Origin of the sequence: Mycobacterium attenuatum (assembly GCF_900566085.1) — a bacterium.
Lineage (GTDB): Bacteria > Actinomycetota > Actinomycetes > Mycobacteriales > Mycobacteriaceae > Mycobacterium > Mycobacterium attenuatum.
On the sequence record NZ_UPHT01000183.1, the window covers coordinates 21,085 to 35,642 of the forward strand.

The 14,558-nt window shown below is 66.3% G+C and carries 10 protein-coding genes and 1 pseudogene; 8 read left to right on the plus strand and 3 right to left on the minus strand.

What is annotated here, in order from left to right; translation table 11 throughout:
- Position 1: 1 nt before the first annotated feature.
- From EET13_RS28980 to EET13_RS29005, 6 genes are all read left to right on the plus strand, one after another.
- Positions 2 to 2,620, plus strand: coding sequence for a hypothetical protein (locus EET13_RS28980; RefSeq protein ID WP_122445467.1), 2,619 nt, complete (start codon positions 2 to 4; stop codon positions 2,618 to 2,620).
- 2 nt (positions 2,621 to 2,622) lie between these two features.
- Positions 2,623 to 4,653: a SaeA-related protein gene (locus EET13_RS28985; RefSeq protein WP_122445468.1), complete on the plus strand. Its 2,031-nt coding sequence runs from the start codon at positions 2,623 to 2,625 to the stop codon at positions 4,651 to 4,653.
- The gene (locus EET13_RS28990) at positions 4,650 to 7,106 is read left to right on the plus strand and encodes a GAP1-N2 domain-containing protein (protein ID WP_122445469.1); all 2,457 of its coding nucleotides are present in this window, start codon (positions 4,650 to 4,652) and stop codon (positions 7,104 to 7,106) included. The genes EET13_RS28985 and EET13_RS28990 overlap by 4 nt, the downstream gene beginning before the upstream one ends.
- On the plus strand, positions 7,106 to 8,032 hold the full coding sequence (locus EET13_RS28995) for a hypothetical protein (RefSeq protein ID WP_122445470.1): 927 nt from the start codon (positions 7,106 to 7,108) through the stop codon (positions 8,030 to 8,032). Before EET13_RS28990 ends, EET13_RS28995 begins: the two co-directional genes overlap by 1 nt.
- Positions 8,029 to 9,192 carry a hypothetical protein gene (locus EET13_RS29000; RefSeq protein WP_122445471.1) on the plus strand — a complete coding sequence of 388 codons (1,164 nt, stop codon included), beginning with the start codon at positions 8,029 to 8,031 and terminating at the stop codon, positions 9,190 to 9,192. The genes EET13_RS28995 and EET13_RS29000 overlap by 4 nt, the downstream gene beginning before the upstream one ends.
- A gap of 133 nt (positions 9,193 to 9,325) precedes the next feature.
- Positions 9,326 to 10,405, plus strand: coding sequence for a sensor domain-containing protein (locus EET13_RS29005; RefSeq protein WP_168991350.1), 1,080 nt, complete (start codon positions 9,326 to 9,328; stop codon positions 10,403 to 10,405).
- Here the strand turns inward: EET13_RS29005 and EET13_RS30050 are convergent.
- Positions 10,402 to 10,593: a hypothetical protein gene (locus tag EET13_RS30050; RefSeq protein ID WP_136623302.1), complete on the minus strand. Its 192-nt coding sequence runs from the start codon at positions 10,591 to 10,593 to the stop codon at positions 10,402 to 10,404. The genes EET13_RS29005 and EET13_RS30050 overlap by 4 nt on opposite strands.
- Positions 10,594 to 11,324: 731 nt before the next feature.
- Here EET13_RS30050 and EET13_RS30055 point away from each other — a divergent pair.
- Positions 11,325 to 12,032 carry a sensor domain-containing protein gene (locus EET13_RS30055; protein WP_136623303.1) on the plus strand — a complete coding sequence of 236 codons (708 nt, stop codon included), beginning with the start codon at positions 11,325 to 11,327 and terminating at the stop codon, positions 12,030 to 12,032.
- 129 nt (positions 12,033 to 12,161) lie between these two features.
- Positions 12,162 to 12,647: a pyridoxamine 5'-phosphate oxidase family protein gene (locus tag EET13_RS29020; RefSeq protein WP_122445475.1), complete on the plus strand. Its 486-nt coding sequence runs from the start codon at positions 12,162 to 12,164 to the stop codon at positions 12,645 to 12,647.
- Between the two features lie 175 nt (positions 12,648 to 12,822).
- Here the strand turns inward: EET13_RS29020 and EET13_RS33065 are convergent, their stop codons facing one another.
- Positions 12,823 to 13,398 (minus strand): DUF6545 domain-containing protein, encoded by a 576-nt coding sequence (locus EET13_RS33065; RefSeq protein WP_425294281.1) that lies wholly within the window; start codon positions 13,396 to 13,398, stop codon positions 12,823 to 12,825.
- 157 nt (positions 13,399 to 13,555) lie between these two features.
- A pseudogene (locus tag EET13_RS29025) lies at positions 13,556 to 14,558 on the minus strand (PE family protein); the annotation flags it as partial.

The following is a 14,558-nucleotide window of genomic DNA, read 5'->3' on the forward strand; positions in this document are numbered from 1 at the left end:
GATGACCGCTCTTACGGTGGTGCTGGCTCCGCAGGCGCAGTCCGAAGACATCCTCGCGGTGCTCGCGGACTACTCCGCTGTCGGATTGCTGCGCAGCTTCGCCTGGGTGGACGCGCCCTCCGGCGCGGCGAGTTCGCTGCCCGCCGCCCTGGTGACCGATGGCCAGATGAGTCCCGTTGTGCTGCAGCAGATCTTGACTGCGCGAAGGTATGACCGGGTCCGGCTGGCCGTTCTGGTGCCGGTGGAAGCGCCTCGTGAAGCCCGGATACCACTGGCCGTCGAGCTGCAGGTGGAGCAGGTGGTGCGGTCCAGCGCGATCGGTGCGCCGATCACCCTGCTGCGGCTGCTCTATACCGCCGGCACGGCCGCGACGGTGACCGCCGACCCGTCGCTCGTGCTGGAAGGATGGCACAACCTTCTTGTCGCGCCGGAGAACCCGTCGGGTCCGGAATTGGCTTCCGCAACCCTGGACCGGCTCACTGACCCCCTGGATGTGGCGCGTTATGTCGCACCGGTGGTCGCCGGCGTCACCGGCCTGTGGGCGGACATCGACCGGACGCCGTTCGACGCGGCCGCGATCCTGCCGGGGCTCACCATCCGCGCCGTGCGCGCCTTCTACCGTCAACTCGACACCGCAGACGTCGAGGAGCGCCTGCGGGCGCAGCTGTTTGACTCCAGCGGTCGGCTTCCGTTGCCCCGCGCCGACCGCGTGCCGGTCGTCTTCATCGACGACGTCGCGACGGCGACGCAGTCGATGGCCCGGGCGCTGTGGACCAAGCACCGCGACGTGCTGCGCGGACCGAGATTGTCCGTCGGTGGCGAAGCAGCACAACGGATTTCGATGGGGATCGCCCTCAGGATGTTTCTTTCCTTCATGGGCTCGGCGCTGTGGCGAGCGCCGTCGGCGTGGATTTCCTCGGCGCTGGGCTCGGTGTCGTCGGTGGTCGCCACCACGGTGCAGAATGCGGTGTTCGGCCGCTCGGGATCGGCCTACGACGTGGTCGCGGGCGCCGAGCCGGCCAGCTGGCAAGACCTGGGCCGAAGCGCCGACACCTTGGGTGACGCGCTGGCCGAACCTGCCGGCGGCAAACACCTTGCGCATCAGGATCTCAGCCGCCTGTGGACGGATTTCGTCAGCGTCGCCCTCACTCTGGCCGACGGCGGCCGGCGATCCACCAGCCTGGAGCCGGTGCGCGTGGGCGCCGCTGTCGGAGTGGTCCGCAACTGTTCAGATGTCGTACCGAGCGCCGCCGACCGGTTCGCCGCCATCCCGGGGTCGTTGGCGGCTGTCGCCGGGGTGAGCGCGGTGGAGGCAACCGATTTGCTGGAGGCGGCTGCACTGCGAGGCCGCCTGCAGCGCCTCTACGGTGACCCGGCCGCCGGAGTCGAGGCTCGCCGCGCCGCGGCAAGCCTGGACGACTGGCTGCAGACGGTGTCGAAAAGCTTTGCGTGGCAGGCCGGCTCGATCCTCGTCGACTACCTGCAGCGGGCCCGCAGCGAGGTCGCCGGCCTGGTGCAACAAATCCGCGGCACCACCAACCGGGACGACGTCGAGGCGCGGCTCAGCCAGCGCCAGCACACGATCGGACTGATCCTCAAGACGTTCGGCTGGGGCGTTTTCGGTGGGCTGGCGTTGTTGGTCGTGGTGGCCGCGTTGGGCGGGGTCGGGTGGAAGTTCGCGATTGTTACCGGCGGGGTGCTGCTGGCGGTGTATCTGGTGATCACGCTGGCGTTGTTCCTGCTCACTCAGCGCGACCTGTTCGCCGAGATGAATCTGCGCCAGTCGCAACTCAGTCGGTTGGACGCGATGCACACCAATCTGCGCTCGGCGGTGCAGGATCTCAGCCGGCTGTCGGGCGCATATGGGCAACTGCTGGCGTGGACCCGGGTGTTGGGCGCGGTGCTGCGGGCACCCTTCGGTTCCGCGGCGGCCCCGGACCCGGCCCCCGGGCAGCTGATCGACGGGTTGCCGCGGTCGACCTGCCTGGGTATCGCGATGCCGGGTTTCGATGACACCCAGACTGCTATCGATTGGATCGAGCAGCGGTTGTACTCGGTGGGCTGGCTCACCCGGCCGTGGGAGGACATGCTGGGCGAGGCGGGAAAGCAGCTGCGCGAGGCTCCCGCGGCGTTGTTCGTCATGCCCGGCGCCGGGACCGGATCACCGCTGGACCAGTGGTCTTCCGCGGTCGCGGGCGGCCAGGTGCAGGCCAGAGGTGCCGATGCGCTGTGGCAGCGGGTGGAGCAGATGCTCACCGAGTCGGCAGGCCCCGTCGGCGACACCCTGACCCGTGCGGTGTTTGTGCCGGCCTCCGACCGGACCGTGCCCGAGGCGGAGTTCAGCACCGGGGTCACCGATCACCGGCCGGAGCGTGCCGCGCCGTTTGCCGGGACGCTGTTCACCGACGCCGCCGTCACCGCCGGTCGTTCCGCAGCGGTGTTGGACGAATCCGTGATAACGCGCAGGGGGCTGGGGTATCGCGCGGTGGTGGTGCAGGCCAGCGACGGCCTGCAGCCTTACGATTTCGCGGTCTTCGCGCCGCGCACCACCATCGCCGCCGGCACCGATGCGGAGACCGATCACGACGAACCGCCTGGTTCTGGGAAACTGGTCTTCTAGCGATGCCCAATCCGAACGCACTCGACAGCGATCCGCGACTGCCCGCTCTGTTGCGGTGGCGCCAGCACCTGATCTCCTCCGGTGCGGTGTCACCGCACAGCTTCAAGGAAGCGCATCTGCGGATGGTGCTGCGGTCCGGGCGCCGCGACGTCGACGAAATCCGTGCAATGTTGCCCGGCTCGGTGGCCGAGTACGCCGAGGACCTGGCACGCATGCTCGACGAATTGACCACCGAGACCTCCGAGCCGGCCCGCGCCGCCGATACCAGCCGGGCTGCGACGAGACAGCCGGTGTCCGAAGATGATTCAGCACCGCCCGGTGAGGATACACCGGATAGCTTCGCGCCGTACGTATTTCGCAAGCAGACTACCGAGCCGCACGAGATAGTGATCCGCCCCGTCACCGACCCTGCCGGCGGTGAGCAAGCCCTAGAAATAAGCTGGCCGCCCTATCGATCTGGAAGAACAGAATCGGATTGCTTCACGGCGTACCGGGTGGTCAGCAGCGAAGAGAACGAACCGTACTCTCCGGACCGGGCGCAACTGGTCGCGGTGACTTCGACCACGTCGGCACGCGACAGCCGACCGCCGACCAGTGCCGTGCGCCGCTTCCAGGTGTGGGTGAACACCGGTGCATCACGCGCGGAAGCCCTTGCTGCTCAACCTGTTTTGCATGCTGCGGGCGCACGTCCAAGCCCGGTCAACGATATCGTCGTGAGCCAGGATGCCGGCCGGGTGATCGGCCAGTGGACAGTTTTCCCGCGGGTGAGCGCCGTGCACCTCTACCGGATCCCGGTAGAGGACGCCGCAAGCGATGAAATGCGGTACCAAATTCTCGCCGACCGTGACAACCTCGACGGCTTCGTCGATGCCGAGGCCGAACCCGGGCGCCGTTATGTATACCGGGCGCGCTGCAAGGTGAGCGTCGACGGAGTGGAGCGCCTGTCGGACCCCGTGCAATCGGAGGTGCAGGTCTCTGCCATGCCGGCGCCGGTCGACGACTTGTCGCTAAGCCCCCACGACGACGACATTGCGGTGCTCGACCTCGGGTGGACCTCGCCGCCGGCGGGCCGTGTCGTGATCTTCCGGACCCAGGAGCTTCCCGAGGCGGCCGAATCGGCTGAGCTGCCCGAAAGCGCACTCGAGTTGGCCGGGTTGGGTCCGGCATCGCGGCTGAACTATCCGGTATCCGAGCACCCTGACGGCGGGGGCCGGTCGCGGTCAGTGATAGCCGGCGTGCCCTGGCCCAGCGAGTGGAGTCGCGCCTACTTCACCCCGGTGACCGTGCTGGACGGCAGGGCGCGGTTGGGCAAAACCGTCTCGACGGTTCGGACCGGGTCGATCACCGACGTCCAACTCACCGAGTACTGCAGCAAGCAGGTGCTCACCTTCGCCTGGCCGCACGGCGCCGCAGCGGTGTCGATATACCTGGCCCCCAAGGACTATGACCCACAACTGGGGCTCAGCGGGCGGCATTACGAAGTCACCTTCGAGGACTACCACAAGTTCGGGGGACACCAGTTCCTCAAGAGCGAGCTACCAGCCGGTGGCTGTTCACTGCACCTGGCGCCGGTGGCGTTCTCGGCCGGTCGCCGCATTCAAGGCCCGGTCACCAGCTTCAAATATGTCGGTCTGCTACGGCTGTGGTACTCGGTGAAGATCGCGCGAGATCGTGCCGGCAACGCGGTCACCGCCGCGCTGATGATTCGCGCCGAGACCGACGACGTCATCGGTTCGCCGCCATTTGTGTTGGTCAACAACGCCCAACGGATCCCGTTGAGCATCACCGACGGTGAGCCGCTCGACGTGGCACCGCTCAACGACCAGGGTGAGGTGGCGGCGCGCCCCGCAAAGCAATTCAAATGGCCGGTGCTGCGAAGCGACGCCACCTCACAGGTTTTCGTTGGCGACGTCAGAGGCCGGCAGGGGTGGCTACGGCTCTTCGCCGACGTCGGCGATCCGAAACGGCTGCAGCGGCTGGCGCTGCTGGATCCCCCGGTCGATGCGCTTCGCCTGACCCGGACGTCGTCATGACGGCCCGGTACGCACAACTGAGCTACACGTCGTTCGACGCTTCGGGCTCGGCCGGCGGCTGGCGAGTCAAGCAAACCAGCGGCGACCTCGATGAAGCAGAAGAAGCGCTCCTGGTGTCCGGCGTGCACACTGTGCTCAATCCGGTAAAGCCGCTACCGGCCTTCCCGACAGCCGCTCAGCTGCAACACATTCCACGACGGTTGGCTTATCGCCGCATCAACCGCAACACAGCGTGCTACTGGCACACGGTGCCGGCGGGAAGTGACCGCACCGGCCGGCCTGGCAACGTGTTCGTCCACGCGATGCTGGATCGGGAAGCCGGCAATTCGCAGGGCTCATATCGGCCCATCGAGCTGTGGCGTTCGCAGCGCTGGCTTTGTCCGTACGGTGGTGCGGCCGTGGGAGGTGCCGCGTTGCCCGCAGAACCGCCGGGGCCCGGTGCGGCTGTGACCCATCGCAGCGTGGTCAGCTTCGCCTACGACTCCGACACCTGGCGGCTGACAACACTGTTCGGGTTGATGGATGCCGTGGCAGCCGCGATCGAGGGCGGCCCACCGGTCGTGCTCGGTGTGGAGTCAGACGAAACGGCCGCACAATGGATCGGTTTGATGAGCTTCCTGATGTCGCCGGGAACCGCACGGTCGCTGAACTTCTCCACGTTTGACCGTGCCGATCAGCTCGAGCACGCCGTGCGGATCGGTCAACATCTCACCGCGGTCCCACGCGATGACCTCGCAATGGTGCCCGCCGCGGCGGTGACGATCGACGAGACCCACACACTCTCGCTGGGAGAATTCGGCGGCCAACCGCACCGGACCGCGGCAGCGCAACCGATCGAGGTCACCGCCTGGTCGGCCATGGCGCAGGTGGCCATGCTGGACCCCGACTCAATGCAGTTGGTGCTCAACGACATTGACATGTTCTCCGGAAAGGTGACCGATTGCGGCCTGCACCCGGCGTGGCCGATGGCCATGTCCGTCGCCACCCGGGAACGATTCGTCGATGCGGCTGAGGAGGCCCGGTTTGTGATCGCGCGGCACTCGCCACCCGGGCCAGTCATCGACCCCGCCATCGTGCAAACGATCAGCGAAGTGGTGCGCTCCGCGGCCGGCACCGAGACCGCCGAGGCGCTGGAGGCGGCACGAGGGATGCCCGACGGTCTGACGGCGCAGTTCGCCGACGCGGAGTACATCGCGCGGGCCATCAGCGACGAGCGGTGGCTCGACCAGCCGGGCCCGATCCCGCTGGGCCGGACTCGCTATCACGGCCGGCCGGTTCCCACCGAACTGCTGGCGGCGGTTCCGGCAGCCTTGCGGGCCGCCGGTGATCGTGGTCCGGGCCAGGTGCTCCGCGTGGCCGACATACTCGTCCGGCTGGGCATCGACTATGACCTGTCCAAGGTGTTCGGGGAACGCGTCCTTCCGGTGCTGCGGGATCCGCGGCTAGCCCGAGGACTGATCCGCGAGCTCGGCGGGCGTATCAGCGTTGACTGCCGCCTGGCTGTGGCATCGGTGCTGGGGCAGGGCGAACCGCCGGATCAGCTTGCAGGGCAACTCGACGATGCCGTGCTGGACTGGCTCAGTGATGGGGTGACAGCGCCGTCCGCAGAGCAGCTCACCGGAGCCCGGCCGTGGGATCAGAATTGGACCCGGGCGGCGGTGCGTGCCGCGCGGACGCACCGACTCGGTCCCCAAACCGACCGGGATCGGCAGGCGGAGACGTGGTGGCGCCATATCAACGGTTTGTCACCGGCGCCGTTAGATCAGACCGAAGACCGGACGCTCGAGCATCGGCCTGCGGCTCGAGAACTGATTGCCGGCCTGGTGAGTGCGCCCGACTCACCGGAAACGTTCGAGCTCGCCACCCGGGTGGTTACCGACAACAAGGATGAACTAGGGGTCGCATGCGCGGTGGTACGGCTCTATGAACCGCGAGACTGGTTCGCGCGGGGCTACGTTATGACATACCAGCGCGGCTACACCCCCAAGTGGGACGAAGCGGTTGACATGGTCGGACCGCAGCGCGTTCACCACGACTTCGCGCGCCGGCTGCTTGTCCTGGCGGTTCTCGGTGCCATCGTCGGCACGCCGTGTCCCCGGGTGTGCGCCGAGTTGCTGGCCGATCCACGTTTGCAAATCGAAGTGACCGAGCAAGTTTTCGACCTCGCCGAAAGCGGCGTGATCTCGGCCAGGGCGGCTCTGGCGGTAAGTCTGCTGCATCCGGACGGGACCGATGCGATAGTGCCGCTGCTGCGGCAGTTGGCCGCTCGGATCGCGGCGACCTTCCCGTGGGATGCCGACGAGGTTAACGACGTGGTGCATGTGATGGGGCAAATCAGCGCGGCCACGGACCCCGCGTCGCTGCGGCGTTTCCGCGAGATGGTGCTCGACGCGCTCCACGGTCAGTCCAGCGGCCTAGATTCCCTGGCGGCGCCTTCCCAGCGGAGTCGCTGATGCCTATTTATGTGATGAGCGAGCGCACCCGAAGCGTCACGATCCCCGGGCAGCCGCTGGCGGTGTCGATCAGCGGATCGCTCGACGACGTGGTGTTGAATGTCCGCGCCGCAGCCGATCAGCCCGTGGTGCGGTCCTCGCCGCACCGTTCGGTCCTGCCGATTGTCAATGGGCCGCTCACTATCAGCGTGGAGCCGGTCCGGGGCGACTTCTTCGGCCCGGACACCGTGGTCCAGCTGGCAATTGGATCCGACACGGCCGATCAGGTGGATCCCGTTCAGGTAGTTTTCGACCCGGTTGACGTCTCGGGAGACAGCGACGTCGAACTGGCCACGTTGACACCTGCGGGGGCCCGCATCGAGATAGCGGTCAGCGCGGTGGCCGACAGATCGTTGAGCCCGCTCGGATCGGCTGCCCGCGCCGCCGCCCGGAGAGTCATCGGGCGGCGATCCGAGCCGTCGAGCGACGCGGTCGTCATTGCCGTGGACGCTTCGGCCTCCATGCGCTCGGCATTCCGCGACGGAAGCGTCTCGGCCGCGGCTGACATCGTGATCGGAGTTGGCGACGCGGTCGGCATCACGGAGGTGTCGGCCATGCTGATCGCGGAGACACCCGTACCGGTTGCCACCCAGGGGGCCAGCACATTGGCCGATGCCATTCGCAACGCGGAGCCTCGGTGGTCCGCCGGTGCCCGATGGTCAACTGTCGCCGGCACCGGCGCACGCATCGTAGTGTGCACCGACTTTCCGACACAGACACTGCGGCAACGGTTTCCGGTCATTGCCATTTCGACCGATCCGCGCCTGGAATCCGACTGCGCGGTGCTGCGTCCGCCGCGCCCGGGGGTCGACGCCGCCGCTGAGGTGCTCAGCCAGCCGACGGTGCTGGAACGCATCGCGATCTCTCTTGTGCGGGGCTTGATGTGACGAAGTGCCCGCGCTGCTTCTCGGTCCTGAGCGACGACCATTACGCGTGGACGGTGGACCCGCGCGTTGGCGGAGTTCCCCGTTATGCGGATGCGGCCGCATCCGCCTACTATGGCGCGGCCGTCACGTCGCCGCCGGTGTATGACGCCAAACGGCCGCCGGGCTACAAGGGCCGGCTCCACACGGCCGCCGACGCCAGCGCCGCGATGAACGGCCTGCCCGTCGTCGAGATCTGCCCTATCTGCCACTTCGAACTTCCGGGGGGATGGCGTCAGGGTCAGGCGGTCTGTATTGCGATGGCCGGGGCCCGGGCAACCGGTAAGAGCATCTATATCGCCGTCTTGATCAAACAGATGGAGCTGCTGTGTGAAGCCTTGAGCGTGTCGATGAGCCCCACCACCCAGGCCTCGGCCCAGGCGTACGCCGTCAATTATGAGCAGCCGCTGTACGTTCAGCGAGGGCTTATCCCACCAACCCCCACCGTGCGAACACAGGCTTCGCATCAGCGCGAACCACTCATTTTCAGCATCGGGGCATGGCTTGGGGTGCCGAGCTTCGTGGTGTTGCGCGACGTGGCCGGCGAGGACCTGGAGGCCGGCAATACCTACGCTCCGCATTTCCGGTTTTTCGCTAGCGCCGACGCCGTGTTTTTCATGTTTGACCCTTTGCGGGTCAAGGGAGTTCGTGATCAGCTCCAGGACTTGCTGCCAGCACCGTCGTCGACTGGCGGAGATCCGCGGTCCGTCCTGGGCAACGTGATGCTGGCGGTTGGCATGGGACGGCCCAAATTGGCGGTCATCGTCTCGAAGTTCGACGCATTGCGGGCGCTACGCGACGTAGAGGGCTCGGACTGGAGTTACGTCATGTCCAACTCCGGCGCGTCGTACCTGCGTGACAGCTCCGCAAACAGACAGTACGACGATGCCGACGGACAGCTTCTCCACGAGGAAGTGCGCAGCCTGCTGCTCAGGCTGCAAGGTGGCTCGGTTGTCACCGCGGTCGAACACCCTTCCACCGGAGAGCCTTTGCCGCATCGCTATTTCGCGGTATCGGCGCTGGGCCAGCCGCCCGACGGCAACCGGTTGAACGTGCGCGGCATTGCCCCGTTCCGCTGCACGGATCCGCTGCGCTGGGTCACCTCCAGCTTCGGGGTGTTGTAACTCCTCGCAATCGGAGCAAACCCGTATCTACCGCGACGGCGCTCCTCGGCGATCGATGAACCTTAGTTACAGGATGTCGACCAGACTGGCACCGATATCATCCGAGATATGCGGCGCGTGGGAGGGATGGCAAGTGTCCAACGATGTGGATCCGCAATCGCCGGGGCCTGAGCCTGATCCGTTTCGTGACCTGAGTTCCGGCGGGTCGCCGGGGCAGCTTCAGGGTACCAATGACATCGAGCCAGGCGGGACAGGTGCGCAACCGGGTGGCTTTGCCGACTCCGACGTGAGCGCGTCATCGAAAGAGCCTGTCCCGGAATACTTTTCTGATTCGAACGGGCCGCCGTTACCGCCGGTGATCGAGGCGTTTCCCGGCTATCACGAGGTGCAGCAGCCGCCCAAGTCGCCCAAGCCGCCCAAGCCGCCAAAGATGGCCGCCGACAAGGTCGTCGGTTCGCGGAGGATCCGGTGGCCGGCGGTGGCCATCAGCTTGGCCGGCGTCGCCGTCATCTTGGTGGCGGTGGTGGTGACCGTGCTAGTCACCAGCCGGCGCGGGCCGAATCCAGGCCAACGGCCTGCGCCGGCGGCGCCGTCGGGAGCAATTCCCCCGAGCGCGTCACCGTCGCCGACGTTGACAACGCCCGATCAACTGAACGGCATTCTGCTCAGCGAGGCTGACATCAACGAGATCATGCGCGCTTCCAGCATGACAGCGAGCAAGACGTACGAGGAGATGGACCCCATATCCCTGAAGGTGTCGAACCCGGACTGCCAGGGGGCGTTTCATGTCGGGCAGGAAGCGGTGTACACGGGCAGCGGCCAGACCGCAGTGAGAGCCCAGGTCCTATATGAGCTGGGACCTGCCCGGGAACACTTTGTCGGCCAGGCCGCGGTGACCTTTCCGTCCGCCGCCGAGGCCAGTCGCTTTGTGCAGAATTCAGCGGCCAAGTGGAAGAACTGCGCCAACCAGACGGTCACCGTCACACTCAGTGACGGCCAGACCTCCAGGTGGACCCTCGCGAGCCTGAAGGACATGCCCGCGGCAATCACGCTGAACGCCACCCAAGAAGGATCCAGTAACCGCTGGGGCTGCCAGCATGCGCTGAGTGCGGTGTCCAATGTGGTGATCGACGTCGAAGCCTGCGGCTACCACGTCACCGATGAAGGCGGCCAGATCGCCGACAAAATGGTGGCCAAAGCCAAAGGGCATTAGCGCGACAGACTTGCCGGAGCCGGCGAGAGGTTCACCTGGTGGTCAATACCCTCGACACGTCGGGTCATGCGCTCTGATAGTTCCAGGAAGTCGTTCTCGCACCTACTGGAAAACACTGAATAACCCAGCTTGCGTACTTCGGTGGCGAAGCCCCGCACGTCATGGGCCAACTGCTGCAACTCGTTCATCGCTACCACCACCGTTTCGAGGCAATCCGGCGATGCGGCGGTCTCCAACGAATTGGGGCGGCCACAGCGAGCGGCGCAGCGATGAGATGCCGCGCCTGGGCGCGGTTGCGGACCGTCGAAACGGATGCCGGGTACGTCGGTTCGGAACGAATCATGGATTCCAGTGTCGGTCGTGGACCGACCGGAAATCATCGGCACAAGTGCTGAGACAGCCCGTCGCCATAGCGCAATAGATCCAGCGGATCTACGCCGAATCGATCGACACGCAGGCCCAGCCGGTGCGGCCGGTGGCGACCCTCGCCGGCTATCGACAGCCCCTTGTTTCGTTGTTCGCACCGATATCATCCGACGTACGAGGCGCGTGGGAGGAATGGCAAGTGTCCAACGATGTGGATCCGCAATCGCCGGGACCTGAGCCTGATCCGTTTTGTGATGTGCGTTCCGGGGGGTCGCCGGGGCAGCTTCGGGGCACCAATGACATCGAGCCCGGCGGGACAGGTGCGCAACCGGGCGGCTTCGCCGACTCCGACTCCACCTCACCATCGAAAGAGCCTGTCCCCGAATACTTTTCCACCCCTAGCGGGCCGCCGCTGCCGCCGTTGATCGAGGCGTTTCCGGGCCATCACGAGGTGCTGCAGCCGCCGAAGCCTCCGAAGAAGACCGCCGCGAGGGTCGTCGGTTCCCGGCGGATCCGATGGCCGGCCGTGGCCGTCGGCGTGGCCGGCGGTGCCGTGATCCTGGTGGTGGTGATGAGCACCGTGCTGCTGACAAATCGGCACGGGACGAAGCCGCGCCACAGTGCTGCGCCACCGACGACGACGGTGGCCCCGCCTGCGAGCACCTCGCCGCCGCCGACCCTGACGACGCCCGACCAACTGAACGGCATTCTGCTCAGTGCGGACGACGTCAACGTGATCATGGGCGCTTCAACCATTCAACTGATCGATTCCTACGAGCAGCTGGATCCCACGCCCATAACCGTGTCGAACCCCGACTGCCAAGGGGCGCTTTATGCGATGCAGGGGCCGGCGTATGCGGGCAGCGGCCAGACCGCGGTGAGAGCCCAAGTCTTGTCGGAGCCGGGCCGTGTCCATGCGCACTGGGTCAACCAGGCGGCGGTCACTTTTGCGTCCGCCGATGACGCCACTCGCTTCGTCCAGACTTCGACCGACAAGTGGAAGAACTGCGCCAACCGGACGGTCAGCGTCACAAACAGCAAGGGCGAAACCTTCAGGTGGTCTTTCACCAGCCTCAGCGGCAGACCTCCGAATATCTCGTTGAACGACCTCCAGGAAGGAGCCAGTAACAACTGGGGCTGCCAGCATGCGTTGAGCGCGGTGTTCAATGTGGTAATCGACGTCAACGCGTGCGGGTACCACATCGCCGATGAAGGTCGTCAGTTAGCCGACAAAATGGTCGCCAAAGTCGCTGGGCGATAGCACGATCCGACGTGGGTCGACGGCGCCTTCCGGAGGGTCGGGGGAGGCGTCCTTGTTGGGTGGTTAGGCAAACGGGCAGACGTTCGCAGGTGTCGAGCCCGGGTCGGAACGGGTAGGACTAGGGGTGTGATGAACAAGCAGGAGTTGCTTCGAGAGCTTGGCCATCCCGGCGCCCAGACGCTGCTCTCCGGATCCATGGCCCGGCTCGCCTACAACGGACACGACGGCTTCCCGAGGGTCATCCCCGTCGGGTTCCACTGGACCGGTGAACGCATCGTTGTCTCGACGGCACCGACCTCTCCGAAAGCACGCGCACTTTCGTCTCGCCCGCATGTCGCAGTGACGATCGATACCGGCTCCACGCCCGAGGAGGCCAAGGCCCTCCTTGTGCGCGGCCTTGCCACACTGGAAACCGTCGACGGCGTTACCGACGAGTATCTGGCAGCGGCGCGCAGGTCCATGAGCGGACCCCAACTTGCCGAGTTCGAACGCAACGTGCAGTCGACATATCAGCAGATGGCGCGAATCTCGATTGAGCCGCTGTGGGCGCGGTTCTATGACTTCGGCGCAGGCCGATTACCCGCTTTCCTCGCCGATCTCGTCAGCGATGGTTAGCCGCATCAGGTCCGTATCGCGTCATGGAATCACTGTGGGTCGGCCAACGCCGCGGGTGATCGCGCTCGCCGAAATTCCCCACTGAAGCTGGCGGATTCCACTCAACGTCGCAACACCGAAGACCATTCGGAGGTTGTCATGGAGTCGGAACGGAAGACCCGGGGACGGGGACGTCCTAGGGGTGGAACGCTGGTCGACGAGCAGGAGCGGTTCGGCCGGCTGATCGCCCAAGGAGTCCGCAACTCGCAGGCGTGTCGGATTGTAGGGATCGACCGCAGGACGGGGACACGCTGGCGCTCCGGGCGCGTGGTGGTGGCTCCTTTTCCGCTTCGGTCGATGCCGGAGTGGCGCCGCCTGTCTTGGCTTTGACGGCGCTGGAAACGCGCAAGGCAGAGATAGCGGCAGCATAGTCGCGGGTGGGGACGGAATAAGATTCAAGGAACTCGCGTAGATCGTCTGGCGCTATACTTGGGCAATACGGTTGCAAGCGCCAGATAGCATCTCGCAATTCGATAACTGTATGCTGCAGTTGCAGCGTACTTTTTCGTGGTCCACACCCGTCGAGTACGTCAGAATAGAAAATACTGCTCGGAACCGCAGCGGTGAGGCATGCTCGCACCGGCTGTAATTTCTTCCAGGTGCGGCTGGTCGAGTCCAACCCAAATTTAGCAAGTATTAATATTCCCAAAGGTATTGCGCCGAGCGCAGAGACGACGGCTGGAATGAAGAAACAAATTATGCGGTTTGTCATCAGCCGGTAGTCGGCTGTATCGGTCCAACTGAGCTTGTCGAACAGCGGCAAAATTAACCATTGGTGCGGCCATCACGAACGACATGGGCACCTCCCAGCGTGCGGCCAAGGGTGCAGTTTCTCTCGCTTGAACGATGCTGCCGCGGAGGTCCCTTGGTCATGGCTGTCCGTTGATCCCGTCCTGCCCGAAGAGTAGCCCGCCGGTTCCGCCGGCGCCGCCCGTTCCGCCGCCGGTAGCAGCGGCGGAGCTGCCGCCGGCGCCGCCGGCGCCACCGGTGCCTAGCAGGCCGGCGGCCCCGCCGGCACCACCGGTTAGGCCGGTTGAGCCGGATCCGCCCGCACCACCGTCGCCGAGCAGCCATCCACCGGGTGCACCCGCTTGACCAGAGCCGGTCGATCCCGGCAGGCCGTTACCGATGAGAGGGCGCCCGGTGACTGCCTGGACCGGCGCATTGACCGCGCTGAGCGCCTGCTGCTGCAGGGTGTGAAGGGGTGAAGTGCTGGTCGGAGCATTGAATCCGTCTGCTCCTAGCAGCAGGCCGCTGATGCCACCAGCGCCGGTTGCTCCTGGTGTCGGGCCAAACCCGCCGTTGCCGCCGTTGCCGCCATTGCCGATGAGCACGCCGTTACCCCCGGTGCCTCCGGGACCACCGGTAGTAGCGCCTTCCCCGCCGGCGCCGCCGGCCCCACCATTGCCGACTAGCAGACCTGCCCTGCCACCCGTACCGCCAATCCCGCCAGCGCCCACAAAGGTGGACCCCCCTAGACCGCCGCTTCCCCCGGAGCCCAGTGCACCCGCGTTGCCGCCCATCCCGCCGGCCCCACCGTGACCGCTGATACTGGTTCCGCCGGTGCCGCCGGCCCCACCGTTTGATAAGAACAGGCCGGCGCTGCCACCGGCGCCACCGGCACCGCCGGGTCCTGCGACACTAAATCCGCCGGTTCCGCCGGCTCCGCCGGCGCCGAACAGCAGCCCGGCGTTGCCGCCGGCGCCACCTGTCGCGCCGGGTGCCGGACCGAATTCGAGTCCGGCAGCGCCGCCGGCACCGCCGGGACCGCCCAACAGTCCGCCGTTGCCGCCGGCGCCGCCATCGCCGGCCGTTGTCGACCCCAGCCCTCCGTTGCCCCCGTTACCGCCGCCCGCTCCTACCAGCCCGGCA

Coding starts and splice junctions, on each gene's coding strand:
- EET13_RS28980 (WP_122445467.1), top strand. CDS start 2: ATGACCGCTCTTACGGTGGTGCTGGCTCCGCAGGCGCAGTCCGAAGAC.
- EET13_RS28985 (WP_122445468.1), top strand. CDS start 2,623: ATGCCCAATCCGAACGCACTCGACAGCGATCCGCGACTGCCCGCTCTG.
- EET13_RS29020 (WP_122445475.1), top strand. CDS start 12,162: ATGAACAAGCAGGAGTTGCTTCGAGAGCTTGGCCATCCCGGCGCCCAG.
- EET13_RS28990 (WP_122445469.1), top strand. CDS start 4,650: ATGACGGCCCGGTACGCACAACTGAGCTACACGTCGTTCGACGCTTCG.
- EET13_RS30050 (WP_136623302.1), bottom strand. CDS start 10,593: ATGAACGAGTTGCAGCAGTTGGCCCATGACGTGCGGGGCTTCGCCACC.
- EET13_RS28995 (WP_122445470.1), top strand. CDS start 7,106: ATGCCTATTTATGTGATGAGCGAGCGCACCCGAAGCGTCACGATCCCC.
- EET13_RS33065 (WP_425294281.1), bottom strand. CDS start 13,398: ATGACAAACCGCATAATTTGTTTCTTCATTCCAGCCGTCGTCTCTGCG.